Here is a 23,072-nt window from a genome sequence, read left to right as displayed (position 1 = left end):
TTAGTTTTATTTATCCAAAATATAAAATTTGTCCTTTGTATTTGGATGTTGTCAGGTTCTTTTTAAATTAAATGGATTAGTAGAAGTATTTAAGGAGGCGCAATGAAGATATCGGCGATGTTAAAAGCGCTAGCAAATGGCGTCAATCCAGAAACTGGAGAGGTGCTTGGCGCTGAATCAACCGCCAATAAGCCGGAAGCGATAAGAGTGCTGTTTGCCCTGGCTGAGGAGCTGTCGGTGAGCCCGGAAAAACAGAAAAAGCCCAGGCTAACACGTGAGGAGAGGCAGCAGCGTAACCTTGCCGAAGGGCGTCCGGCTAAGTCTCATTTTCCCTGGGCCGAAGAAGAGAAACTGATGCTCGCAGAGCGATTTGAGCAAACTGGTGCTATCGAAACCCTGGGGGATGAGTTTGAACGTTCTCCGAGAGCGGTAGCTATTCAGCTTGAAAAGATGGGGCTTATCACTGCGGAGCAGCTATTGGCGTATACCTAGTACGCATCAAAAGAAAAAGCCTGCTGAACGCAGGCTTATGTCACGCTATTCGATATTCTGAATCTGTTCGCGCATCTGCTCGATCAGGACTTTCAGCTCGATAGCTGAATTGGTCACGTCGGCATTGATAGACTTGGAGGCCAGAGTATTCGACTCGCGGTTAAACTCCTGCATCATAAAGTCGAGGCGACGACCAACGGCTTCTTTCTTTTTCAGGATGTTGTAGGTTTCTTTGACGTGGGCTTCCAGACGGTCCAGCTCTTCCGCGACGTCAATGCGCTGTGCCATCAGCACCAGTTCTTGTTCAAGGCGGTTGTTCTCAAGTTGAACTTCGGCCTCTTCCAGCTTGTTAACCAGGCGCTCGCGCTGCCATTTCACTACTTCTGGCATTTGAGCACGGACTTTAACAACTTCGGCGCTGACGCCTTCCAGGCGTTGTTCAATCAGCCCTTTCAGGGCCTGACCTTCGGTTTCACGGGCAACAATAAAGTCGTCCAGGGCGCCATCAAGAGCGGAAAGGATTTCAGCGGTAATCGCATCAAGATCCTGCTCCTGAGCGGCCATCACGCCTGGCCAGCGTAGAATATCAACCGGGTTGATTTCGCCTTCATCGCTTTGCATTTTGACCCAGTTAGCGGCCTCAACCAGCTGCTTAGCCAGCTTTTCATTAAGAATCAGCGATCCTTGTGAACGGGCATCGGGCTCAAAGCGCAGGTTGCACTCAATTTTGCCGCGGGTGAGGCGGTTGCGAATGCGCTCACGAGCAACAGGCTCAAGACTGCGGAACTGTTCCGGCATGCGGATATACGTTTCGAGATAGCGCTGGTTTACCGAGCGTAATTCCCAGGAGGCGGAGCCCCATTCACCTTTTACTTCACGCCGGGCGTAGGCGGTCATACTGCGGATCATAGTACGTACCCGTTTTCAGCTAATGTATGGGGGGATTATAGCCATCAGGGGTCTTGCAGGATAGGAATAAGCGCCTGAAGTCCGTATAATGCGCAGCCACATTCGTTTTAGCCGGAGAAAAGCCCATGCGTCCATCAGGTCGTAGCGCCGAACAAGTGCGCCCAGTTACCCTGACCCGTCATTACACTAAACACGCTGAAGGTTCCGTGCTTGTCGAGTTCGGTGATACCAAAGTGTTGTGCACCGCGACCCTTGAAGAAGGCGTGCCTCGCTTCCTGAAAGGCCAGGGTCAGGGCTGGATCACCGCTGAATACGGCATGCTGCCGCGTGCAACACATAGCCGCAATGCCCGTGAAGCGGCAAAAGGCAAACAAGGTGGCCGTACTCTCGAGATTCAACGTCTCATCGCCCGCTCATTACGCGCAGCGGTGGACCTAAAAGCATTAGGTGAATTTACCATCACCCTGGACTGCGACGTTCTGCAGGCCGACGGCGGTACTCGCACCGCGTCCATCACCGGTGCCTGTGTAGCGCTGGCCGATGCGTTAAACTGCCTGGTCGCTTCTGGCAAACTGAAAACTAACCCTATGAAAGGGATGGTGGCGGCGGTTTCCGTTGGTATCGTCAACGGTGAAGCTCTCTGCGACCTGGAATATGTCGAAGACTCGGCAGCCGAAACCGACATGAATGTTGTCATGATGGAAGACGGGCGCATGATTGAGGTGCAGGGCACTGCGGAAGGTGAGCCGTTCTCCCACGAAGAGTTACTGGCGCTACTGGCGTTGGCTCGAGGGGGCATTGATTCCATCATCGCATCGCAGAAGGCGGCGTTAGAAAATTAATTTTTTAAAAGCGACTGAGAAGTCGCTTTTTTTATGTCCGTGTCACAATGCTAAGGAGCAAATCCATGAAACCGTATCAGCGCCAGTTTATTGAGTTTGCGCTTAACAAACAGGTACTCAAGTTTGGCGAATTCACGCTGAAATCCGGGCGCACTAGCCCCTATTTCTTCAACGCCGGGCTGTTTAATACCGGGCGCGATCTGGCGTTATTAGGGCGTTTCTATGCCGCTGCTCTGATGGACTCCGGCATCGATTTTGATCTGCTCTTTGGCCCAGCCTATAAAGGCATTCCTATCGCGACAACGACCGCGGTGGCACTGGCTGAGCACCACGAGCGCGATGTGCCTTACTGCTTTAACCGCAAAGAAGCGAAAGATCATGGCGAAGGCGGTAATTTGGTGGGCAGTGCGCTTCAGGGCCGCGTTATGCTGGTGGACGACGTGATAACGGCTGGGACCGCTATTCGTGAGTCAATGGAGATCATTGCCGCGAACGGTGCGAGCCTTGCCGGGGTGCTTATTTCTCTCGACCGACAGGAGCGTGGCCGTGCGGATATCTCCGCCATTCAGGAAGTTGAGCGCGACTATCAGTGCAAAGTCATTTCGATCATCACGCTCAAAGATCTGATTTCTTATCTGGAAGAGAAGCCAGAAATGGCTGATAAGCTGGCGGCAGTACGTAAATACCGCGAAGAGTTCGGCGTCTAAGTCGGAAAATAAAAAAGGGCCGAAAGGCCCTTTTTTACTAGTAAAGCTGAGCGGCAATCAGAGGCCAGCGGGTATCAAAATCATCCGTGGGCAGATAGCGGAAATCACTTCTCACAAATCGTGACAGCATTCCTTCACAGAAAGCCAGTAGCTGGCTCGCCAGCAAGGATTCATCGGTGCTAAACCCTTCGCCTTCGCGCATTTTCTTTTCACGCATAACCTGGCGCAGCTGAACCTCAATGCGTTCAAAAAGCTGGTTGATGCGATCCTGCAGGCGATCCTGCTCAAACATCAGCGCGTGCCCGGTGAGGATGCGCGTCAGGCCTGGGTTCCGTTCACCAAAACCCAACACCAAAAGTACGATCAACCGCAGGCGGGCAAGCGTGTCTTTTTCATCTTTTAGAATCAGGTTAATGCGCGTAATCAGGCTATCTTCGATAAACTCAATCAGGCTATCGAACATTTTCATTTTGCTGGGGAAATGCCGATAAAGTGCGGCTTCGGACACGCCAACGGTTGCCGCTAGTTTAGCGGTCGTAATGCGTTGGCTGCCGTCGCTGGATTCGAGCATTTGGGCCAGAGACTGAAGTATTTCCTCGCGACGATTCCTTTTCGCGGTCTGTTTTTCTGCCATGTTCTAAAATACCCCTGAAAAATACCTTGTCAGGTAAGCACCGAACCGCGCCCGCAAACGCTTGGTTTGCGGTCTGTTTTAACGTTATCTAGGCGGTAGGGTTACGTTGATAAAACGCTATTACTGGCGGCCTGAATGACCAAATCCGCCTTCGCCACGGTCGCTGGCGTCAAAATCTTCAACCAGGTTAAATTCGGCCTGCACAACAGGTACAAAGACCATCTGAGCAATGCGTTCGCCGGGCTGAATAGTGAAGCTGTCCTGGCCGCGGTTCCAGACAGAAACCATCAGCTGGCCTTGATAATCGGAGTCAATCAGCCCCACCAGGTTACCCAGCACAACACCGTGTTTGTGGCCCAGGCCGGAACGAGGCAGGATGACCGCTGCCAGAGAGGCGTCAGCAATGTGAATAGCCAGGCCGGTTGGCAGCAGCGTTGTTGCACTAGGTGCAAGTTCTACGGCGTCATCCAGGCAAGCGCGCAGGTCAAGACCGGCAGAGCCGGAGGTGGCGTAAGTTGGTAACGGGAATTGCTGACCAACTCGCGGGTCCAGAATTTTAACGTCGATTTTTTTCATCATAGCGGGTAACGATCTCGTCCAGTAAAAGGTGGCCAAGGAGTGCTTTACGCTCAAGCGGTAAGACTTTGTCTCCCTCCTGCCAGAAAAGGTGCAATGCGTTATTATCGCTATTAAACCCTTGATTATTCTGAGATACGTCATTAGCGCAGATCAGATCCAGGTTTTTAGCGGCACGCTTTTTCCGGGCGTATTCTTCCACATTATTTGTTTCGGCGGCAAACCCTACGACATAGGGACGTCCTTCAGAAAGCGCCGCAACGCCCGCAACAACATCCGGATTTTTGACCATTTTTAGCGTAATTTCATCGCCTTGCTTTTTAATTTTCTCGTCAGCAACCACGGCTGCTCGATAGTCGGCCACGGCGGCACAGCCAATGAATATATGCTGCCCGGCGACGCGTTTTTGGACCACTTCATTCATTTCCAGCGCCGTAGTGACGTCAATGCGGTTGACCCATGCCGGAGTAGGCAGATTTACCGGGCCTGAAATCAGGGTTACGTTTGCCCCGCGCGCTGCCGCTGCGGCGGCTATAGAAAACCCCATCTTTCCCGAGCTGTCGTTAGTAATGTATCTGACGGGATCCAGGCGTTCGCGCGTTGGGCCGGCGGTAATCATGACGTTCAGATGTTGCAGATCTTTGACTACGGAGAAATGTTCAACGGCCATATCAACCAGCGTTAGCGGATCTAACATTCGGCCTGGCCCAATATCGCCGCAGGCCTGGCTTCCGCTATCCGGGCCCCAAATCAGGAGACCACGAGCGCTTAGCACGTCCAAATTATGTTGAGTGGCTGCCGCGCGGAACATTTGTTGGTTCATTGCCGGAACGACGGCAACCGGTGCGGCTGTTGCCAGGCAGATAGTGCTGACCAGGTCGTTTGCCATGCCTGCAGTCACGCGCGCAATCAGGTCTGCTGTCGCAGGTGCGAGTATCACTAAATCTGCCCATTTGCCGAGTTCGATGTGGCCCATGGCGGCTTCTGCTGCGGGGTCTAGCAAACTGTCGGACACCGGATAACCGGACACTGCTTGCAAACTTAGTGGCGTGATGAAGGCCTTCGCCGCCTCGGTCATTACCACTCGTACATCCGCTCCGCGATCGCGCAGACGACGAACCAGCTCAGGTGTTTTATAGGCTGCAATACCGCCGCTCACACCAAGAACAATTTTCTTGCCGGAAAGTCCCATCATGATTTTTATCCGTTGGAAGTCACAGTCGAATGGCCATTTTATCACAATCCCTGACAGGCGACTTTTTGCAGTTTGCGAGGCACTACGCAAGGCCAAAACCCGCTCATCGCCTGATAATAAAAAAGGCCGCATCATGAGAGGGTTAAGAGAGGGAGAGGTGCTATGGACATGGATAATGAGATTGAAAACGCGTATTTACCCAGGGAAAAGCTGCTGCAATTCGGTGTGGGTTCTCTCACCGACACTGAGCTGCTGGCGCTTTTTTTACGTACGGGCCACCAGGGAATGCACGTTTTGGTTTTTGCCAATATGCTGCTGCGTGAGTTTGGTTCCCTGCACCGCTTGTTGTCGGCCGATTATTCCCATTTCAAGGATGTGAAGGGGATTGGTGAAGCGAAATACACTCAACTAAACGCGATTGCCGAGCTGGCGAGGCGTTATTACTCGTCTCAGGGTGTCAAAGAACTCTCACTGCTTACGCCTGGAAAGGTGAGGGAGTATGTGCAGAGTCAGTTGACGACCGAGCAGCGTGAAATCTTTATGGTGCTGTTTTTGAATAATCAGCATCAGGTTATTAAATGTGAGCGGTTGTTTGCCGGAACGTTAAGTCACGTTGAAGTTCACCCGAGAGAAATTGTCCGTGAAGCGATGAAATGCAACGCCGGTGCCATTATACTGGCGCACAACCACCCATCAGGTAAGGCCGAACCCAGTAAAGCAGACCGGGCTATTACGGAACGCATCGTGAAAGTTTGCCTGTTTATGGAAATTCGAGTGCTTGATCATCTGGTTATTGGTCACGGAGAATACGTTTCTTTCGCTGAACGAGGGTGGATTTAAGCCATCAGGCGCGATCCATTGGGATCTTTGTCTGTTCGGGACTTGAGCACATGCCTCACACAGCGTATACTACGCCACCTTTGAGAATCTCGGGTTTGGCATTATGCGCCTGGCACTGTGGTTCACATTGAACCGCCAGGGACCAGGCTTGCAGCCTGACGAGGCGCCTAACCCTATACGAAGCTCGAGCTAATTTGATTTTTGGAGAATAGACATGTCCCGAGTCTGCCAAGTTACTGGCAAGCGTCCGGCGACCGGTAATAACCGTTCCCACGCACTGAACGCGACTAAACGCCGTTTCCTGCCGAACCTGCACTCTCACCGTTTCTGGGTTGAGAGCGAGAAGCGTTTTGTCACCCTGCGTGTATCTGCTAAAGGTATGCGTGTAATCGATAAGAAAGGCATCGATACAGTTCTGTCCGAACTGCGTGCCCGTGGCGAAAAGTACTAAGTACTTAGAGGAAATAAATCATGGCTAAAGGTATTCGTGAGAAAATCAAGCTGGTTTCTTCTGCTGGTACTGGTCACTTCTATACCACCACGAAGAACAAACGTACTAAGCCGGAAAAACTGGAACTGAAAAAGTTCGATCCAGTTGTCCGTCAGCACGTTGTATACAAAGAAGCCAAAATTAAATAATTCTGGTAACTTTGTTGAAGAAACCCGGCTCAGGCCGGGTTTTTTTATGCCTGCTTCCCGGAGGAGAGATGCCTGAATTACCAGAGGTAGAAACCAGTCGTCGCGGTATTGAGCCGCATCTGGTGGGTGAAACCATCCTGTATGCCGTTGTGCGCAATGCTCGACTGCGCTGGCCGGTTTCTGATGAAATACATGCTCTGAGCGATAAGCCAGTGCTGAGCGTACAGCGGCGGGCGAAGTATTTGCTTCTGGAGCTACCGGATGGCTGGATCATCATTCACCTGGGAATGTCCGGCAGCCTGAGGATCCTTGCGGAAGAACTTCCTGCGGAAAAGCACGATCATGTCGATCTGATCATGAGTAACGGCAAAGTTCTGCGCTATACCGATCCCCGCCGCTTTGGCGCCTGGCTGTGGGTCAAAGAGCTGGAAGGGAGCAATGTATTGTCTCACCTTGGTCCGGAGCCTTTGAGCGACACATTCAGTGCAGAATACCTGCGCGAAAAATCGGCCAAAAAGAAAACGGCTATCAAGCCCTGGCTAATGGATAACAAACTGGTTGTTGGGGTGGGGAATATCTATGCCAGCGAATCCTTGTTCGCAGCGGGGATCCATCCCGACCGTAGCGCGCAGTCGCTATCAAAAAAAGAGTCTGAAACTCTGGTCGCAGCTATCAAAGCTGTATTGCAACGCTCAATAGAACAAGGTGGAACCACTTTAAAAGACTTCCTTCAGTCCGATGGCAAACCAGGCTATTTTGCTCAGGAGCTGCAGGTATATGGCCGGGAAGGAGAGCCTTGCAGGGTATGCGGTACGCCGATTTCCGCCGCTAAGCACGCCCAGCGTAGTACTTACTATTGTCGCCGCTGTCAGCGATAGCTATTTAAGCCTTTCGATAAGCGCTTTACAGACATGCTCTGGCAGGAAGTGGGCGACATCTCCGTGATGACGCGCCACTTCTTTGACAAGGGAAGAAGAGACAAACGACCACTCTTTAGATGGCATCAGGAACACGCTTTCCAGTTCAGGCATGAGATGGCGGTTCATGTGGGCCAGCTGCATTTCATATTCAAAATCAGCCGCGGTACGCAACCCACGCACTAGCACATTTGCCCGCTGGTTACGTGCAAAGCTTGCCATTAAATCGCTGAAACCGAGAACCTGAACGTTGGGTAAATGCGCAAGTGCCTGCTGCGCCAGCGCAACGCGTTCATCCAGGGTGAACAAGGCATTCTTGCTGGGGCTTGCTGCAATCGCAAGGATCACCTGGTCAAACATACTGGCTGCACGGGTAACGATATCAATATGGCCGTTGGTGATGGGATCGAAAGTCCCCGGATAGATTGCCCGCTTTTGCATATCTGACCTTAGTGTGTTTTAGGGGGGAGATAAGGTTCCAGTAGCTGTAACAGGCGCTGTAATGCACCCTGATTCTGGTAAAGCACTTCCACAGCATGGCGCCCGTAGAAGTTACGATAATCCTCATCTGTGAGCAAAGACGCAATCTCTTTTACTAATGACTGCTCGTCCGTCACGGTGATTAGGCCATCTGCCTGCGACAGGCGTGCGCAGATATCTTTGAAGTTAAAGGTATGTGGACCCATTAACACTGGAATAGCGTGTGCGGCTGGTTCGAGGGGATTGTGGCCACCGCGCTCAACTAACGAGCCGCCAACAAAAGCCAGATCGGCAATCCCGTACAGTAACATTAACTCACCCATAGTATCGCCAATAACGACCTGCGTACTGGAAGACGGTACCTCTCCAGAAGAGCGAGTGATGTAGCTTAATCCAGCATTTCTGACCAGATTGATGGCATCCGGGAAGCGTTCCGGGTGGCGTGGTACAAGGATCAGCAATAAGTTAGGAAACTGCTTTAAAAGCGACTGATGAGCTTGCACGATGATGCTTTCTTCGCCTTCGTGCGTGCTGGTAGCTATCCAGACCGGGCGGTGCGGCGCCCACTGCCGGCGCAGCGTCACGGCTCGAGCGGCCAACTGTGGTGTCACCGAGATATCAAACTTAAGGCTACCGGTAACCGTCAATTGGCTCCGTTTTGCACCTAGTGAGATGAAGCGTTCACCATCTTCTTCGTTCTGTGCGGCGATAAGCGTAATGCGCTGCAGCAGCGTTCTGACAAAGTCACCAAGTTTTGCGTAGCCCTTTGCCGAGCGTGCGGAAAGCCTGGCATTGGCAATCACTAATGGGATAAAGCGTTTGTGCAACGCGGCTATCAGGTTTGGCCAAAGTTCGGTTTCCATAATAAGCACCAGCTTTGGATCGACCTTATTCAGGAAGCGGTTTAGCGCACACGGCAAATCGTAAGGCAGATAGACGTGCTGGACATCTTCTCCGAAAGCGGACATGACCCTTTCTGAGCCGGTTGGTGTCATTGTCGTGACGGTAATCGGCAATTCTGGATAGCGGTGGCGAAGCGCGCGAACCAGAGGTATGGCGGCCAGCGTTTCCCCAACGGAAACCGAATGCAACATAATACCACCTGGCTTGAGCGGCTTTTTATAGAAGCCGTAGCGCTCGCCAATGCGTTTGCGGTATGCAGGAGCTTTACGACCGCGCACCCATAATCGCAGCCAGATGAGTGGCTGTATGAGGTAAAGCAGTACGGTGTAAAGCAATTGGAGCATAGGACACGGCTGGCATTATGAATGTGCTGGGGATTCTATGTATTTAACCTGAGCTTTGCCATTACTTTTGCGGAAATTGGGTGAAAACCAGGTTGATGGCTTACGTCAAAGGTATGTATTGCCAGTCAATTGTTGGATTGAGCAGTTGTGCAAAAGTCAAAAGTGAATGGTCTTTGAATTTAAGGAAAATAAATTATTTTAATTCATATGGTTATCAATGAATTGTCTTGGCTTGCGTATCCTTCGGAATGAGAGCGATAAGTGGTACACTACACGTAAAAATGAACACGTTGTCAGTGAACAGGTAGCTGTGGAGCCTGGGGCGGTAGCGTGTTTTTTATTTTTCGGTATTGCTGATATTAAGAGCTGACGGTGAATACGACATTTAAAAGAATTTTAGTGATTAAAATGCGCTTTCACGGCGACATGTTGCTGACAACGCCTGTGATCAGTACCCTTAAGCGTAACTATCCTGAAGCAAAAATAGATGTCCTGCAGTATCAGGATACCCTTCCCATTCTTTCTGGAAATCCAGAAATAAATGCGCGCTACGGTATAAGCAACAAAGGCGTTAAAACAGGAAAGAAAATCAGTAATTTTCTCTCTTTGATTCGCCGCTTGCGGAGCAATCATTATGACCTGATTGTTAACCTGACCGATCAGCGGAGCGTGGCATGGATGGTTCGCTGCCTTGGGCCGGCAGTAAAAATTTCCCAGGATTACGCTCACCGGCAGTCTTCATTCTGGAAAAAAAGCTTCACTCACCTTGCCCCTGTCGTTGGTAAGCATGTCGTTGAAGCTAGCCTCTCAGTGCTCTCTCCTTTAGGAATTACGGATTTTTTTACAGAAACAACGCTGTACTACACTCAGGCCGATTGGCAAAAGATCCGTGAAGTGCTTGATGTTGAAAGCGTTGCTGATAAGTATGTTGTCATTCAGCCCACGGCCCGACAGCTATTCAAGTGTTGGGACAACGATAAGTTTTCTCAGATCATTGATTACTTGCAGGATGAAGGATTCCCGGTTGTATTGACCTCTGGACCGGGTCGTGACGATCTCGCCTGCGTTAATGAGATAGCTCAAGGATGCCAAATAACGCCCGTTGTGGCGCTTGCCGGCAAAACAACCTTCCCGGAGTTGGGCGCTTTAATCGATCATGCAGCATTGTTTATTGGGGTGGACTCAGCGCCTGGGCATATCGCTGCGGCGGTAAAAACGCCTGTCATTAGCCTGTTTGGTGCAACGGACCATGTTTACTGGCGTCCATGGACAGAGCAAATTACGCAATTCTGGGCAGGTAACTATCAATCTATGCCGTCCCGTGCTCAACTCGACCGCAATAAAAAATATATGTCGGTGATCCCTGCTGAGGATGTTATTGCCGCCATTTCTAAAATGCTTCCTGCCGCTGCGGCGCTATCACCAAGAGACGAAGCATGATGACAGTTGCTTTTTGTCTGTATAAATATTTTCCCTTTGGCGGCCTGCAGCGCGATTTTATGCGTATTGCCGGGGCTGTTGCATCGCGTGGGCATAACGTCCGGGTTTATGTGCAGTCCTGGCAGGGCGAGAAACCTGATGCCTTTGATATCGTCATCGTTCCTGTGCGGTCAAAAACGAACCACGGCCGTAATGCTGAATATTATCAATGGGTGAAGGCTCATCTGAGTCAGCATCCGGTAGACCGCGTAGTAGGTTTTAATAAAATGCCGGGTCTCGATGTTTATTATGCAGCAGACGTTTGTTACGCCGAAAAAGTAGCACAAGAGAAAGGTTTCTTTTATCGCCTGACCGCCCGATATCGGCATTATTCACAGTTTGAAAAAGCCACATTCGAGCAAGGAAAATCAACCAAGTTGCTGATGCTGACTGATAAGCAAATTGCTGATTTTGAAAAACACTATGGTACGGAATCTTCGCGTTTTCTGATCCTGCCTCCGGGTATTTACCCCGATCGTCGATTTGACAACCATCCGCAGGGTAGCCGGGAGCGTTACAGAGAAAAAAACGGCATTAGTGTGAATGACTACCTCGTTTTGCAGGTAGGCTCCGATTTCTCGCGTAAAGGCGTTGATCGCTCTATTGAAGCGTTGGCTGCTTTGCCTGAGGCCATCCGTAGTCGAACCACTTTGTTTGTTGTAGGGCAGGATAAACCCGGGCGGTTTAAGACATTAGCGCAGAAACGTGGCGTAGAGAGCCGGGTTAGTTTCTTCTCCGGAAGAGATGACGTCTCTGAACTGATGATGGCTGCTGATGTTTTGATTCATCCTGCCTATCAGGAAGCTGCCGGTATTGTCTTGCTTGAGGCGATAGCTGCTGGATTGCCAATCCTTGTGACGGAAGTTTGCGGCTATGCACATTATATTGCAGACGCCGAATGTGGGGTTGTTATCAAAGAACCGTTTAGCCAGGCATCGCTTAATGTGGCTTTATCTGACGTTCTGGGTAATGCAGAGCAGCGCCTGAGCTGGGCGAGTCACGCTCGTCATTATGCCTCAACCCAGGATATTTATAGCCTGGCTGAAAAGGCAGCAGATATCATTGTGGGGGAGCCGCGTGGTTGAGTTAAAAGAACCTTTTACCTCTCTTTGGAAAGGAAAGGACGTTTTTGCTGAAGTCAGAAAACTTCAGGGGGAAATTTTCCGCGAACTGGAAACACGCCGCACGTTACGTTTCGAGGCCGCAGGAAAAAGCTATTTCTTAAAATGGCACCAGGGAACGTCTATCAAAGAAGTGATAAAAAATCTTATTTCGCTGCGAATGCCGGTTTTAGGGGCCGATCGCGAGTGGAAGGCAATTCACCGGCTGAAAACTCTGGATGTCGATACGATGCAGGGCGTTGGTTTTGGTGAAAAAGGGTTAAATCCAATCAACAAAACGTCGTTCATCATTACTGAAGATTTAACGCCTACGATCAGTCTCGAAGATTACTGTGCTGATTGGGCGACGAATCCACCTGACGTAAAAATCAAGCGGATGCTGATTGAGCGTGTAGCCACGATGGTGCGTAAAATGCACGGTGGTGGGGTAAATCATCGGGATTGTTATATTTGTCATTTCTTATTGCATCTCCCCTTTTCTGGTCGGGAAAGCGAACTGAAGATTTCGGTGATTGACCTGCATCGTGCGCAGATTCGAACAAAAGTTCCTCGACGCTGGCGGGATAAAGATCTCATTGGACTCTATTTTTCATCGATGAATATTGGGCTGACACAGCGTGATATTTGGCGCTTTATGGTGACGTATTCTAATCAGCCACTTAGAGGTGTGCTAGAAACGGAACATGCATTACTGGCTAAAACAGAAGATAAAGCGGAAAAAATCAAAGAACGAACGATCAGAAAATCGTTGTAGTAGCCTGTAAGGGGCGTCATCGCCGGTTACAGTCGTCTATTCATCTTAGTCGGATAAGAATCAACATGTCTCAATTCAGTGATGAAGATATCATCCTCTCTGTTTTCGATTTTAACTACCAGGAAAAGAATGCTGCCAATGTTCTCAATATAGCATTTGGTATTGATAAGAATTTCCTTTTCGGCTGTGGTGTTGCTATCTCCTCAGTCTTGTTGAGTAACGCATCTGCATTTTTTGAGTTTCATGTGTTCACTGATTCATTCAGTGAAGCCGATAAGGCTCGATTTGAAGCATTAGCTAAACAATATAAAACACATATTAATATCTATGTCATTAACTGTGAGAAGCTAAAATCATTACCGAGTACAAAAAACTGGAGTTACGCGACATACTTCCGTTTTATTATTGCAGATTATCTCTATCACAAAGTTGATAAACTTCTTTATCTGGATGCGGATATCGCCTGCAAAGGAAGCATTCAGCCGTTAGTTGATTATATTTTTGCAGAGAACGAAATTGCTGCTGTAGTTGTGGAAAGGGACATTGAGTGGTGGTCGAACCGGGCTTCAACACTTTCAACACCGGAGTTAGTGTCTGGTTACTTCAATGCGGGTTTTTTGCTTATAAACATCAATGAATGGAATATCAACAATATTTCTTATAAAGCAATCGAGATGCTGCGGGATCCTCAGTGGGTAGAAAAAATTACTCACCTTGACCAGGATGTGCTGAATGTCTTGCTGGTAGGGAAAGTTAAATTCATTGAAGGGAAATATAATACTCGTTTCAGTATTAATTATGAGCTTAAAGACAACGTAGTGAACCCTGTCAATGATGAAACTGTTTTTATTCATTATGTCGGTCCGACAAAACCGTGGCATGACTGGGGCACTTATCCCGTCTCTCAGAGCTTCTTAACGGCGAAAGAGGCTTCACCCTGGCGTAATGTCGAACTTCTAAAACCAATTAATAGTCACCAATATCGATACTCTGCAAAACATAAGTTCAATCAAAAGCTTTATCTGCAGGGGCTGTCGAACTACGTTAACTATTATGTGGCTAAATTTAAAGAATAGTTGTGCTCGCGACAGTATTGCTGGCATGGAATATTATGAAAGTAACCATGCTACACGACTAATGGTGATGAAAGGTAATTGACATTGAACTTTAAACAAATCACGCAATTTAACGATATCATTGTTCTGGATCGGCGCCTTGTAAAGTGTGATGATCGGGAAACATTCAATATTTCATGGGGTATCGATAAAAATTATCAGATAGGTGCCGCGATATCGATTGCTTCCATTCTTGAAAATAACAAAAAGAGTGATATTGATTTTACCTTTCATATTATCGCTGATTACTTAGATGATGAGTATGTTGAGCTTTTAACACAGTTAGCCGAGCAATATAAGACGGTTGTAAAAATCTATCACATTGATTCTGCGCCGCTAAGGTCTTTGCCGAAAACAAATATTTGGCCAGTATCAATATACTATCGCTTGCTTTCTTTTGATTATTTCTCTGAGCGTCTTGATAGTCTTTTATATCTGGATGCCGACGTTATATGTAAAGGCTCATTGCAATCTTTAGCTTCTTTAGAATTTAATGAAGAGTACGGCGCGGTGATTATTGATGTTGACACCATGCAAAAGAAAAGTGCTGTGCGTCTACAAAATCCAGAATTTGAAGGGAATTACTTCAATTCCGGTGTGATGTACATAAATTTAAATCAATGGCTAAAATCAAGCTTAACGGAAAGATTTTTCAACTTACTTTCAGATGAGAGTGTGGTTGGGAAATTAAAGTATCCGGACCAGGATATTCTTAATATTATATTCCTTCATCACGCAAGAATACTGCCCCGGGAATACAACACCATTTACTCTTTAAAATCTGAGTTTGAGAATAAAAACAGTAAATATTACAGTGAGTTCATTAAGGAAAGCACGGTGTTTATACATTATACGGGCGTGACAAAACCCTGGCATGACTGGGCTAATTATCCGTCGGCACAGTTTTTCCGTAACGTTTATGATGTTTCCCCTTGGCAGAATATACCTTATCAAAGTGCAGTGAAAAAGCATGAATATAGAGAGAAATATAAACATTTGCTTTATCAAGGTAAAGTTTTTGGTGGCCTCTGTGCTGCGGTTAAATATAATTTGATGCAGGGTTGAAAGTTATATGGCTGATAAAATTATATTTACTGTCACACCTATATTCTCTATTCCTCCGCGCGGTGCCGCTGCAGTTGAAACGTGGATGTACCAGGTCGCACAGAGAACGTCTATTCCCAATCGCTTGGTGTGCATTAAAAATGAAGGGTATACAGATTTTACCCCTGTAAACGATAACTGTAGTATCCATCGCATTGGATTCAGCCGCATTTATAAGCGCATCTTCCAGAAATGGACTCGCCTTGATCCACTGCCATATTCGCAGCGAATACTGAATATTGCGAAAGATTTTCATACTACGGATGACAGCATTGTCGTTGTGCATAACAGCATGAAGCTTTATCGGCAAATCAGACAACGTGCTCCTCAGCAGAAAATCGTCATCCATATGCATAATGCGTTCGAACCCAAAGGGTTGGACCAGGATGTAAAAATGATTGTGCCGAGCAATTTCTTAAGAGATTTTTATCAGAATCTTTTGCCGAAAGCCGATATTAAAGTGGTTGCTAATGGCATTGATTTGGATGTTTATCAATCTGCTTATACACCTGTTTCTAAAGCAGATCTGGGCATTTCTGAGAATGATAAAGTCCTCTTCTATGCGGGGCGTATTGTTCCGGATAAGGGGATTTTATTGCTCATGCAGGCGTTTGAAAAGCTGGCCAGAGAACATGAAAATATGAAACTCGTAGTGGTTGGCGATCACCTTGAGGTGAACAAAGCGGATAATGGAGCTTATCAGCGTGAGGTCAGAGATATTGCCGAGCGTTTGCAGGGGCGATGTATTATGTTAGGAAGCATAGCGCCGGAAAACATGCATCGTTACTACCCTCTGGCTGACCTGGTTGTCATTCCTTCTCAGTTTCAGGAACCATTTTGCATGGTGGCTATTGAGGCAATGGGGGCAGGCAAGCCGGTATTGGTCAGCACTCGTGGCGGCATGGTTGAATTCGTCAGGGAAAAAGAGACAGGTTTTCATCTGCGAGAGCCCATGACTGCAGACTCTATTGCTCAGGATATTATGAGCACACTGCAAAGCCCGGATATAAATGGCAGGGCAAAATGTGGGCAACGCTTTGTTTATAATCATTTTAGTTGGGCCGGAGTCACTCAGAGATTTGAAGACGTGATTAATAATTGGTTTCACTAGCTATAATCTCTCCCGTTCTTTGTGATTTTAATAAAAAAGGCTACTTGATGTAGCCTTTTTTATTGTCATTCACTTTTTATGCATTGCAATCAGTAACCCTACCAATATGCCTAGCAGGTCTAGCTGTATTTGTTCAACATTCCCTCGAACGATGAAGTAGCCGATAAATGATAACAATATTATCATGTGGGCATTTATTGGAGATGACTGACTTCTGTTAAAAGCGTTAGCGATACACTCTTTAACTATCGCTGCATAAGTCGTCAACAGGGCAACTAATCCGAGCAAACCGGTGCCAAACCAGACAAATAGTGCCAGATTGTGAGGCCCGATAGATTCACGGAAAGTCCAGTCTGGATAATCAACCACACGCTTATTGTAGACGTCTTTATAGGCTATATTTCCAAAGCCATAGCCAATAACAGGATTTTCCATAATAAGATCCCAAGCGCTACCTTGAGTACCGTTGGTGTAGCGATAGGAGCTGTCGGTCTGTTGAAGTTTAAATATAAGGGTGGTGGAGGCTTGTTTGTGCGTAAATATCAATGCAAGCGCAACGGTTGCGATAATAGCACCCGTAATCAATAGCTTCCATTGCTTATTAAGCAAAATCCACAGAAGGCTAACGATCAGTACCGAAAGCCATGCACCGCGGGAAAGTGTGCCTAAAATAAGGAATAAATAGGCAATGCTGAGGATAATAAATGCAACTCTGTATTTGGTTGATTTTATTAACCACATGCTCAAAAGTGCAGGAAGAAGAAATACCATGGCATCTGATATACCACGGTGCCGGTAATCGATAAATGGCATCACGCCTTGCTTATAATCCTGATAATAAATCACGAGTTCTGTTAAGCAACGCAGGCTCAGTGCCGTAATAAATGAAAAGAAGATAAGTTTAGAAATAAATTCTTTGCTTTCATTCCTCAGCAGGACAGGAATAACTATTGTGCATAAGAGCGTGTTTTCCAGAACCGATCGACTGATTTCTTTCAGGCTTGCTTTGAAATCAGGTGTCTGAAACAGCGAAAGCAATACGGCGACAGTCAAAAAAGCTATGCTGTAGAAGAGTGATGTTTTGAAAACAGACAGGATGTGCTTCGGTTGCTTACATAGGTATATGATCGTTGTTATGGCCATCAGGATAACGATCAGATGTTTATAACGAGTGATATTACCTAAAAAATAAGTGGCAATAAATAAGAATACAAGCGTTCTATTCCAGTATAAGGTCCAGTTTTTTTTCTCATTAGAAAAAAATAATGTAAGGGCCATCTCTTCTCCGATATCGAAATTCGAGTACTTACAGGATCGCCGTAAGCTGATTAAATACTGTAGGGGCCGTTAAATCATCAAGTTTGTTACCCGGTGCGCAACACGCAACCTGATTTTTCCCATACCCACCAATAAGGCCCGGATCTGTAGGTCCGTAAAGCGTTACATTCGGTCGATCTAATGCTGCAGTAAGATGGCTTAATCCTGTATCAACAGAAACCACAAATTCGGCATTAGCCAGAACTTTGGCGACCTCTTCAAGCGTTAATTTTGGCAGAACATCCACAAAGCTAAATCCTTCCGCCAGTCGTTTGGCTCTTTCTTCTTCGTGCGGCGCCCCCCAAGGGAGTTTTATCCGCAGTCCGGTTGCCTTCAATAACTCAATCAGCTCCCGCCAATTTTCTTCTGGCCAGTGTTTATCATCTCGAGTTGTTGCGTGTAAAAATACCGCATACTTTTCCGCACTTTCTTTCGGATTAGTAAGAAAATGCTCTGAAATCGCATAATCACCCTGAGATTGCGGTTTTGCGTAGCCCAAACTTTTGGCAAAAAGTTCACGAGTACGTTCAACGGCGTGCTGCTGCCTGGCCACATTATGGCGTTTGTTATAAAACAGGCTTGCCAGAGGTTCACGGGCACTGTTCCAGTCCATGCCATGCTTGATGCCATGTGCTTTTCGAGTCACCAACGCTGCGCTTTTTACCAGACCCTGAGCATCAATGACGCAGTCGTACTTTCTTGCTTCAAGCTGATAATAAAAAGCTTTTCGTTCCGCGCGGGTTTCAGCGGAGAACCAGCTTTTACGCCAACGACGGATCGCGACGGGAATCACTTTATCCACGGCGGGGTGCCAGCCTGGTATCTGTGCGAAACCTTCTTCTACCACCCAATCGAACGAAATTCCCGGCATTGCCAGCATCGCGTCCGTAAGCGCAGGAAGAGAGTGAAGAACATCGCCCATCGAAGACGTTTTAACGAGAAGGACGCGCATTAGTCTTCCTTGCTGCTGGTTAGCAGTTCAGTCAATGTAACCAGCACGCTTTCTGGTGTGATATCGATCAGGCTTTGATGATAGCCCTCAGCGGCATCGCCTTTACGCACTTTATGGTAGCCGCTGATCAAGCGAATAACTCTCGCTTTGTGGGAAAGTGGTGGGGTGAAATCCGGGCTGCTGGGGCCATAAAGTGCGACCAGAGGACGGTTGAGCGCAGCTGCGACATGCATCAGGCCGGAATCATTGGTGACCACACCCTCGCAAGCGGCAAGCAATATCACGGCCTGTTCAAGCTGGGTATCCCCGGCAAGGTTACGGCACCATGCCTGCTGTTCAGTGGTGAGAGCAGCAAGAATCTCTTTACCTGCGTCCTTATCCTTGGCAGAACCGAAGAGCACAACCTGATAGCCAGCATCGATGAGTTTTGCTGCGAGCGCGGCGTAATGATAGTGCGGCCAACGCTTTGCAGGGCCGAACTCTGCTCCAGGGCAGAAACCAATCATCGGACGCTGTGGATCAAGATTAAAAGCAGCGCAAGTCTGTGTTTTTTCACCTTCACTAACATGTAGTTGAGGCCACAGGAGCGGCTGCGGGAGGTCTTTAGCCGACTGCATTATGCCTTTTTCATAACCCAGGGCGACGTAGCGCTCTACCATCAATGGCCAGGCTTGTTTGTCCAGCTTACGGCTGTCATTCAGCAGGCCGTAACGCATCTCGCCCAACCAACCCGTACGGTGAGGTATGTTGGCAAAAAAAGGCACCAGCGCGGACTTGAACGAGTTTGGCAGAACGTACGCATGGTCATAGCGTTTGTCCCGCAGGCTGCGTCCAAGGCGACGACGCTCTGCGATTTGCAACGCACCGTGACCCAAAGGCATGGCGATGGCTTCGTTCACTTCCTGCATACGCGATAATAGCGGACGGCACCACGCGGGTGCCATCACGTCAATGATCGCCTGGGGATAACGCGCCTTGAGCGTGCGATAAAGACTTTGCGACATCATCATGTCGCCCACCCATGACGGGCCAATCACCAGAATTTTCATGCTTTTCCTGTGCAGCTTATGCGTCGCGATTTAACCATTTCATGTATTCCGCAACCCCTTGGGCAACGGTTTTGAACGGCTTGTCGTAACCCGCAGCGCGCAGATTGGTTAAGTCAGCTTCAGTATAAGCCTGATAGCGACCTTTTAGCTTTTCCGGGAAAGGAATGTACTCGATGCTGCCTTTGTTGTGATACGCCAGCGCTGCGTCTGCCACGGCCTGGAAGGATTCCGCACGACCGGTACCGCAGTTGAAAATACCGGAAACGCCATTTTGCCAGAACCAGAGGTTAACGGCGGCAACATCACCCACATAGATGAAGTCACGCTTGAAGCCGTCGCTGCCTTCAAACAGTTTTGGGTTCTCACCGTTATTCAACTGAGTATTGAGATGGAATGCCACGCTCGCCATGCTGCCTTTGTGGCCTTCGCGCGGCCCGTAGACGTTAAAGTAGCGGAAGCCGGTCACCTGAGAGTTTGCTTCTGGCAGGATCTGGCGAACATATTCATCAAACAGGAATTTTGAGTAACCGTACACGTTTAGCGGCTGTTCATATTTGCGGGATTCGATGAAATCTGCATTGCGCCCGCCGTAGGTGGCGGCAGAAGAGGCATACAGGAACGGAATTTCGCGCTCCAGGCAGTAGTGCAGGATTTCTTTAGAGTACTGATAGTTGTTGTCCATCATGTACTTGCCGTCCCACTCGGTCGTGGACGAGCAAGCCCCTTCATGGAAGATGGCGTCGATATCACCGAACTCTTCCCCGGCCATAATTTGGATCAGGAAGTCTTCCTTATCCATGTAGTCGGTGATGTCCAGATCAACCAGGTTAACGAATTTAGTCCCATCCTTCAGGTTATCTACCACCAGGATATCGCGATAGCCTTGTTCGTTCAGTGACTTAACAATGTTGCTGCCGATCATGCCGGCGCCGCCAGTAACGATGATCATAACTGTAGCCTTAAAATTATGGAGTCAGAGACAATCTCAGACATGAATGTGCATAATCATACCATTACATTTGCATCGCTTCAGCCATTTACACAATGCGCCAGGTTTGTCGTCTAGGTGGTTTAAGCCCGATTGACTTTTCCTGGGTTTACCTGTTATTTAATTTCATATTATTTTTATTTTAATGTTTTCCGGGGAATTATTGTATTCGTTAAGGCCGATCTGAACGCAAAGTGTACTGTGTACAGAGGGTAAATGATTGTGATATAATATTTATTTATATTAATGGTTTTTATTAGCGATGAAATCATCTACCACAATTGTAACGGCTTATTTTGACCTCGGTAGAGGGGAGTGGACTGCTAATAAAGGGTTCCGTGATAATCTTGCCCGCTCTGTAGATGTTTATTTTAATTACTTCGAGCGATTGGCTGCTTTAGAAAATGATATGGTGGTCTTCACTTCACCCGATCTCAAGGAAAGAGTTGAAGCCATTCGACAGGGAAAGCCTACTACGGTTATTGCCATTGATATAAAAAACAAATTTAAACATATTCGGCGTCTTATTGAGAGAGTTCAGCAGGACGAGAGTTTTACCAATCAATTAGAGACTCATCAGTTAAAAAACCCTGAATATTGGTCGCCAGACTACGTGCTAGTCTGTAATTTAAAATCCTACTTTGTTAACAAAGCCATTAATGATGGGTTAATAAAAACACCACTGGTTGCATGGGTTGATTTTGGCTATTGCCGGGAGTCTAAAGTAATTCGTGGTTTAAAAGTTTGGGATTTTCCATTTAATAAAAATACCATGCATCTTTTTACCATCAAGAAAGGGCTAAATGTTACGTCGTTGAAACAGGCATTTGACTTTATGATTGGTAACCATGTTTATATTATCGGTGGTGCTATTGTCGGTTCTCAGAGTAAATGGCAAGAGTTTTATTCTCTGGTAACGGAAAGCCAGAGAATTACGCTCAAAAATAATATCGTGGATGATGACCAGGGTATATTTGTTCTCTGTTATTACAAACGCCCTGAATTATTCACCCTGAATTATCTTGGGAAAGGAAAATGGTTCGACCTGTTCCGTTGCTTCAGGCACTCCGCTTTAGGCGCCAGACTGCAGGCGCTTAGAATTTTTCTCTCGAGGAAGTAGCCCCTGCTGAGGGAATAAATCATCTGAAGATGATTTCAACAGGTCAGATATACGGGAATCTATCTGACCTGTCAGGATTTTAATGGTTACAATATTTTCATTATCATTCAATGTGTTAATGATAGTCCCTACACAGCTTTCATACCGCTTAAAGCCCCTGTCGGCCTCGCATTCTTGCGTGATTTATCCTGCAAAATTAAGAATCCCTGAAGCGTCATCTCGCCTGGTGATATAGGTTTGGGTAAGATGTGCCAAAATTTGCCATGCCTGGAGAATCGCGATGCGCGAAGATTTTTACCAACAGCTGACTTCCCAACTCGAAACCGCTCGAGCAGAAGGGCTTTTTAAAGAAGAACGTATTATCACCTCCGCCCAGCAGGCGGACATCACCGTCGCGGACGGTAGCCACGTTATTAACTTCTGCGCCAACAACTATCTGGGTCTTGCTAACCATCCGCAGTTGATTGAAGCGGCTAAACAGGGGATGGATAAACACGGTTTTGGTATGGCTTCGGTCCGCTTTATTTGCGGTACTCAGGACAGCCATAAACAGTTGGAAAGCAAGCTGGCCGATTTCCTGGGAACGGACGATGCGATTCTTTACTCCTCCTGCTTCGACGCCAATGGCGGCCTGTTTGAGACGCTGCTCGGGCCGGAAGATGCCATTATTTCTGACGCACTGAACCATGCCTCAATTATCGACGGTGTGCGCCTGTGTAAAGCACAGCGTTATCGCTATGCCAACAACGATATGCAGGAACTGGAAGCTCGCCTGAAAGAGGCTCGTGCAGCCGGTGCTCGCCATGTGATGATTGCTACCGATGGCGTGTTTTCAATGGACGGCGTGATTGCCAACCTGCAGGGCGTTTGTGATCTGGCGGATAAGTACAATGCGCTGGTTATGGTCGATGACTCCCACGCCGTGGGCTTTGTTGGTGCCAATGGGCGCGGTACGCACGAGTACTGCGATGTCATGGACCGGGTTGATATTATTACCGGCACGCTGGGTAAAGCGCTGGGCGGTGCTTCTGGTGGCTATACCGCAGGTCGCAAAGAAGTTATCGAATGGCTTCGCCAGCGTTCCCGTCCTTACCTTTTCTCAAATTCACTCGCGCCAGCCATTGTTTCCGCCTCTATCAAGGTACTGGAAATGCTGGAGTCAGGCGAAGAGCTGCGTGAGCGCCTGTGGTCAAACGCTCGTCTGTTCCGTGAAAAAATGAGCGCTGCCGGATTTACGCTTGCAGGTGCAGATCACGCGATTATTCCAGTGATGCTTGGTGAAGCGGTTGTGGCGCAAAACTTTGCGCGCGAGCTGCAAAAAGAAGGTATTTATGTCACCGGTTTCTTCTACCCGGTGGTGCCAAAAGGTCAGGCACGTATTCGCACCCAAATGTCGGCGGCGCATACTCCTGAGCAAATTGAACGTGCGGTAGATGCGTTTACTCGCATCGGTAAGCAATTAGGCGTTATCGCTTAAGGGAGCG

25 protein-coding genes are annotated in these 23,072 nt (G+C 47.9%); 15 read left to right on the top strand and 10 right to left on the bottom strand.

Annotation, left to right across the window (positions count from 1 at the left end; translation table 11 throughout):
• Window positions 1-102: 102 nt before the first annotated feature.
• Window positions 103-492, top strand: coding sequence for a hypothetical protein (locus ACR6JA_RS19425; RefSeq protein WP_494494305.1), 390 nt, complete (start codon window positions 103-105; stop codon window positions 490-492).
• A gap of 45 nt (window positions 493-537) precedes the next feature.
• On the opposite strand, the gene ACR6JA_RS19420 is transcribed toward ACR6JA_RS19425, so the two are convergent.
• The gene (locus ACR6JA_RS19420; protein WP_008457425.1) at window positions 538-1,401 is read right to left on the bottom strand and encodes a YicC/YloC family endoribonuclease; all 864 of its coding nucleotides are present in this window, start codon (window positions 1,399-1,401) and stop codon (window positions 538-540) included.
• A gap of 125 nt (window positions 1,402-1,526) precedes the next feature.
• Here ACR6JA_RS19420 and rph point away from each other — a divergent pair, with 125 nt between their 5' ends.
• Window positions 1,527-2,243, top strand: coding sequence for a ribonuclease PH (rph, locus tag ACR6JA_RS19415; RefSeq protein ID WP_213716150.1), 717 nt, complete (start codon window positions 1,527-1,529; stop codon window positions 2,241-2,243).
• A gap of 65 nt (window positions 2,244-2,308) precedes the next feature.
• Complete coding sequence (gene pyrE, locus ACR6JA_RS19410; protein WP_008457428.1) at window positions 2,309-2,950, top strand: orotate phosphoribosyltransferase; 642 nt, start codon at window positions 2,309-2,311, stop codon at window positions 2,948-2,950.
• 37 nt (window positions 2,951-2,987) lie between these two features.
• Here the strand turns inward: pyrE and slmA are convergent, their stop codons facing one another.
• From slmA to coaBC, 3 genes are all read right to left on the bottom strand, one after another.
• Entirely contained in the window at window positions 2,988-3,584 is a 597-nt protein-coding gene (gene slmA / locus ACR6JA_RS19405; RefSeq protein WP_008457430.1) for a nucleoid occlusion factor SlmA, read from the bottom strand.
• Between the two features lie 120 nt (window positions 3,585-3,704).
• Window positions 3,705-4,163 (bottom strand): dUTP diphosphatase, encoded by a 459-nt coding sequence (dut, locus tag ACR6JA_RS19400; RefSeq protein ID WP_494494304.1) that lies wholly within the window; start codon window positions 4,161-4,163, stop codon window positions 3,705-3,707.
• Window positions 4,141-5,352 carry a bifunctional phosphopantothenoylcysteine decarboxylase/phosphopantothenate--cysteine ligase CoaBC gene (coaBC, locus tag ACR6JA_RS19395; protein WP_213716171.1) on the bottom strand — a complete coding sequence of 404 codons (1,212 nt, stop codon included), beginning with the start codon at window positions 5,350-5,352 and terminating at the stop codon, window positions 4,141-4,143. Before coaBC ends, dut begins: the two co-directional genes overlap by 23 nt.
• A 171-nt stretch (window positions 5,353-5,523) precedes the next feature.
• Here coaBC and radC point away from each other — a divergent pair, with 171 nt between their 5' ends.
• From radC to mutM, 4 genes are all read left to right on the top strand, one after another.
• Window positions 5,524-6,195 (top strand): RadC family protein, encoded by a 672-nt coding sequence (gene radC / locus ACR6JA_RS19390; RefSeq protein WP_494494318.1) that lies wholly within the window; start codon window positions 5,524-5,526, stop codon window positions 6,193-6,195.
• Window positions 6,196-6,409: 214 nt separating this feature from the next.
• Complete coding sequence (gene rpmB, locus ACR6JA_RS19385) at window positions 6,410-6,646, top strand: 50S ribosomal protein L28 (protein ID WP_008457442.1); 237 nt, start codon at window positions 6,410-6,412, stop codon at window positions 6,644-6,646.
• 20 nt (window positions 6,647-6,666) lie between these two features.
• Complete coding sequence (gene rpmG / locus ACR6JA_RS19380) at window positions 6,667-6,834, top strand: 50S ribosomal protein L33 (protein ID WP_002436700.1); 168 nt, start codon at window positions 6,667-6,669, stop codon at window positions 6,832-6,834.
• 68 nt (window positions 6,835-6,902) lie between these two features.
• On the top strand, window positions 6,903-7,712 hold the full coding sequence (mutM, locus tag ACR6JA_RS19375; protein WP_166995796.1) for a bifunctional DNA-formamidopyrimidine glycosylase/DNA-(apurinic or apyrimidinic site) lyase: 810 nt from the start codon (window positions 6,903-6,905) through the stop codon (window positions 7,710-7,712).
• On the opposite strand, the gene coaD is transcribed toward mutM, so the two are convergent.
• Both coaD and waaA read right to left on the bottom strand, forming a co-directional pair.
• Window positions 7,713-8,192: a pantetheine-phosphate adenylyltransferase gene (coaD, locus tag ACR6JA_RS19370; RefSeq protein ID WP_494494303.1), complete on the bottom strand. Its 480-nt coding sequence runs from the start codon at window positions 8,190-8,192 to the stop codon at window positions 7,713-7,715.
• A gap of 8 nt (window positions 8,193-8,200) precedes the next feature.
• Window positions 8,201-9,478 (bottom strand): lipid IV(A) 3-deoxy-D-manno-octulosonic acid transferase, encoded by a 1,278-nt coding sequence (gene waaA / locus ACR6JA_RS19365; protein ID WP_494494302.1) that lies wholly within the window; start codon window positions 9,476-9,478, stop codon window positions 8,201-8,203.
• A gap of 372 nt (window positions 9,479-9,850) precedes the next feature.
• On the opposite strand from waaA, the gene rfaQ reads away from it, so the two are divergent.
• The 6 genes from rfaQ (at window position 9,851) to ACR6JA_RS19335 (ending at window position 16,162) form a co-directional block, all read left to right on the top strand.
• Window positions 9,851-10,918 carry a lipopolysaccharide core heptosyltransferase RfaQ gene (gene rfaQ / locus ACR6JA_RS19360; protein ID WP_494494301.1) on the top strand — a complete coding sequence of 356 codons (1,068 nt, stop codon included), beginning with the start codon at window positions 9,851-9,853 and terminating at the stop codon, window positions 10,916-10,918.
• Window positions 10,918-12,042: a glycosyltransferase family 4 protein gene (locus ACR6JA_RS19355; RefSeq protein ID WP_494494317.1), complete on the top strand. Its 1,125-nt coding sequence runs from the start codon at window positions 10,918-10,920 to the stop codon at window positions 12,040-12,042. The genes rfaQ and ACR6JA_RS19355 overlap by 1 nt, the downstream gene beginning before the upstream one ends.
• Window positions 12,035-12,832 (top strand): lipopolysaccharide core heptose(I) kinase RfaP, encoded by a 798-nt coding sequence (gene rfaP / locus ACR6JA_RS19350; protein WP_213716146.1) that lies wholly within the window; start codon window positions 12,035-12,037, stop codon window positions 12,830-12,832. Before ACR6JA_RS19355 ends, rfaP begins: the two co-directional genes overlap by 8 nt.
• A 65-nt stretch (window positions 12,833-12,897) precedes the next feature.
• The gene (gene waaO / locus ACR6JA_RS19345; protein ID WP_213716145.1) at window positions 12,898-13,908 is read left to right on the top strand and encodes a lipopolysaccharide 3-alpha-galactosyltransferase; all 1,011 of its coding nucleotides are present in this window, start codon (window positions 12,898-12,900) and stop codon (window positions 13,906-13,908) included.
• Between the two features lie 84 nt (window positions 13,909-13,992).
• Window positions 13,993-15,012 (top strand): glycosyltransferase family 8 protein, encoded by a 1,020-nt coding sequence (locus ACR6JA_RS19340; RefSeq protein WP_494494300.1) that lies wholly within the window; start codon window positions 13,993-13,995, stop codon window positions 15,010-15,012.
• A gap of 7 nt (window positions 15,013-15,019) precedes the next feature.
• Entirely contained in the window at window positions 15,020-16,162 is a 1,143-nt protein-coding gene (locus ACR6JA_RS19335; RefSeq protein WP_213716143.1) for a lipopolysaccharide N-acetylglucosaminyltransferase, read from the top strand.
• 69 nt (window positions 16,163-16,231) lie between these two features.
• Here the strand turns inward: ACR6JA_RS19335 and rfaL are convergent, their stop codons facing one another.
• From rfaL to rfaD, 4 genes are read right to left on the bottom strand one after another with little or no spacing between them, the layout of a single operon-like run.
• On the bottom strand, window positions 16,232-17,440 hold the full coding sequence (gene rfaL / locus ACR6JA_RS19330) for an O-antigen ligase RfaL (RefSeq protein ID WP_494494299.1): 1,209 nt from the start codon (window positions 17,438-17,440) through the stop codon (window positions 16,232-16,234).
• 28 nt (window positions 17,441-17,468) lie between these two features.
• Window positions 17,469-18,431, bottom strand: coding sequence for a lipopolysaccharide heptosyltransferase RfaC (gene rfaC / locus ACR6JA_RS19325; protein WP_213716142.1), 963 nt, complete (start codon window positions 18,429-18,431; stop codon window positions 17,469-17,471).
• On the bottom strand, window positions 18,431-19,480 hold the full coding sequence (rfaF, locus tag ACR6JA_RS19320; protein WP_166995779.1) for an ADP-heptose--LPS heptosyltransferase RfaF: 1,050 nt from the start codon (window positions 19,478-19,480) through the stop codon (window positions 18,431-18,433). The genes rfaC and rfaF overlap by 1 nt, the downstream gene beginning before the upstream one ends.
• 16 nt (window positions 19,481-19,496) lie before the next feature.
• A complete protein-coding gene (gene rfaD, locus ACR6JA_RS19315) occupies window positions 19,497-20,429 on the bottom strand; it encodes an ADP-glyceromanno-heptose 6-epimerase (RefSeq protein ID WP_494494298.1) in 933 nt (310 codons plus the stop codon).
• Window positions 20,430-20,730: 301 nt separating this feature from the next.
• Between rfaD and yibB the strand changes: the two genes are divergently transcribed.
• The gene (yibB, locus tag ACR6JA_RS19310) at window positions 20,731-21,588 is read left to right on the top strand and encodes a protein YibB (RefSeq protein ID WP_494494297.1); all 858 of its coding nucleotides are present in this window, start codon (window positions 20,731-20,733) and stop codon (window positions 21,586-21,588) included.
• Between the two features lie 280 nt (window positions 21,589-21,868).
• Entirely contained in the window at window positions 21,869-23,065 is a 1,197-nt protein-coding gene (gene kbl / locus ACR6JA_RS19305) for a glycine C-acetyltransferase (RefSeq protein ID WP_166879329.1), read from the top strand.
• Window positions 23,066-23,072 lie beyond the last annotated feature (7 nt).

Source organism: Cedecea sp. B1(4), from assembly GCF_059414925.1.
This window is presented reverse-complemented; position numbering and strand designations above follow the sequence as displayed.

Excerpts from the sequence above, each read along its gene's own strand:
- ACR6JA_RS19425 (WP_494494305.1), top strand. The coding sequence starts at position 103 with ATGAAGATATCGGCGATGTTAAAAGCGCTAGCAAATGGCGTCAATCCA.
- ACR6JA_RS19420 (WP_008457425.1), bottom strand. The coding sequence starts at position 1,401 with ATGATCCGCAGTATGACCGCCTACGCCCGGCGTGAAGTAAAAGGTGAA.
- rph (WP_213716150.1), top strand. The coding sequence starts at position 1,527 with ATGCGTCCATCAGGTCGTAGCGCCGAACAAGTGCGCCCAGTTACCCTG.
- pyrE (WP_008457428.1), top strand. The coding sequence starts at position 2,309 with ATGAAACCGTATCAGCGCCAGTTTATTGAGTTTGCGCTTAACAAACAG.
- slmA (WP_008457430.1), bottom strand. The coding sequence starts at position 3,584 with ATGGCAGAAAAACAGACCGCGAAAAGGAATCGTCGCGAGGAAATACTT.
- dut (WP_494494304.1), bottom strand. The coding sequence starts at position 4,163 with ATGATGAAAAAAATCGACGTTAAAATTCTGGACCCGCGAGTTGGTCAG.
- coaBC (WP_213716171.1), bottom strand. The coding sequence starts at position 5,352 with ATGGGACTTTCCGGCAAGAAAATTGTTCTTGGTGTGAGCGGCGGTATT.
- radC (WP_494494318.1), top strand. The coding sequence starts at position 5,524 with ATGGATAATGAGATTGAAAACGCGTATTTACCCAGGGAAAAGCTGCTG.
- rpmB (WP_008457442.1), top strand. The coding sequence starts at position 6,410 with ATGTCCCGAGTCTGCCAAGTTACTGGCAAGCGTCCGGCGACCGGTAAT.
- rpmG (WP_002436700.1), top strand. The coding sequence starts at position 6,667 with ATGGCTAAAGGTATTCGTGAGAAAATCAAGCTGGTTTCTTCTGCTGGT.
- mutM (WP_166995796.1), top strand. The coding sequence starts at position 6,903 with ATGCCTGAATTACCAGAGGTAGAAACCAGTCGTCGCGGTATTGAGCCG.
- coaD (WP_494494303.1), bottom strand. The coding sequence starts at position 8,192 with ATGCAAAAGCGGGCAATCTATCCGGGGACTTTCGATCCCATCACCAAC.
- waaA (WP_494494302.1), bottom strand. The coding sequence starts at position 9,478 with ATGCTCCAATTGCTTTACACCGTACTGCTTTACCTCATACAGCCACTC.
- ACR6JA_RS19355 (WP_494494317.1), top strand. The coding sequence starts at position 10,918 with ATGACAGTTGCTTTTTGTCTGTATAAATATTTTCCCTTTGGCGGCCTG.
- waaO (WP_213716145.1), top strand. The coding sequence starts at position 12,898 with ATGTCTCAATTCAGTGATGAAGATATCATCCTCTCTGTTTTCGATTTT.
- ACR6JA_RS19335 (WP_213716143.1), top strand. The coding sequence starts at position 15,020 with ATGGCTGATAAAATTATATTTACTGTCACACCTATATTCTCTATTCCT.
- rfaL (WP_494494299.1), bottom strand. The coding sequence starts at position 17,440 with ATGGCCCTTACATTATTTTTTTCTAATGAGAAAAAAAACTGGACCTTA.
- rfaC (WP_213716142.1), bottom strand. The coding sequence starts at position 18,431 with ATGCGCGTCCTTCTCGTTAAAACGTCTTCGATGGGCGATGTTCTTCAC.
- rfaF (WP_166995779.1), bottom strand. The coding sequence starts at position 19,480 with ATGAAAATTCTGGTGATTGGCCCGTCATGGGTGGGCGACATGATGATG.
- rfaD (WP_494494298.1), bottom strand. The coding sequence starts at position 20,429 with ATGATCATCGTTACTGGCGGCGCCGGCATGATCGGCAGCAACATTGTT.
- yibB (WP_494494297.1), top strand. The coding sequence starts at position 20,731 with ATGAAATCATCTACCACAATTGTAACGGCTTATTTTGACCTCGGTAGA.
- kbl (WP_166879329.1), top strand. The coding sequence starts at position 21,869 with ATGCGCGAAGATTTTTACCAACAGCTGACTTCCCAACTCGAAACCGCT.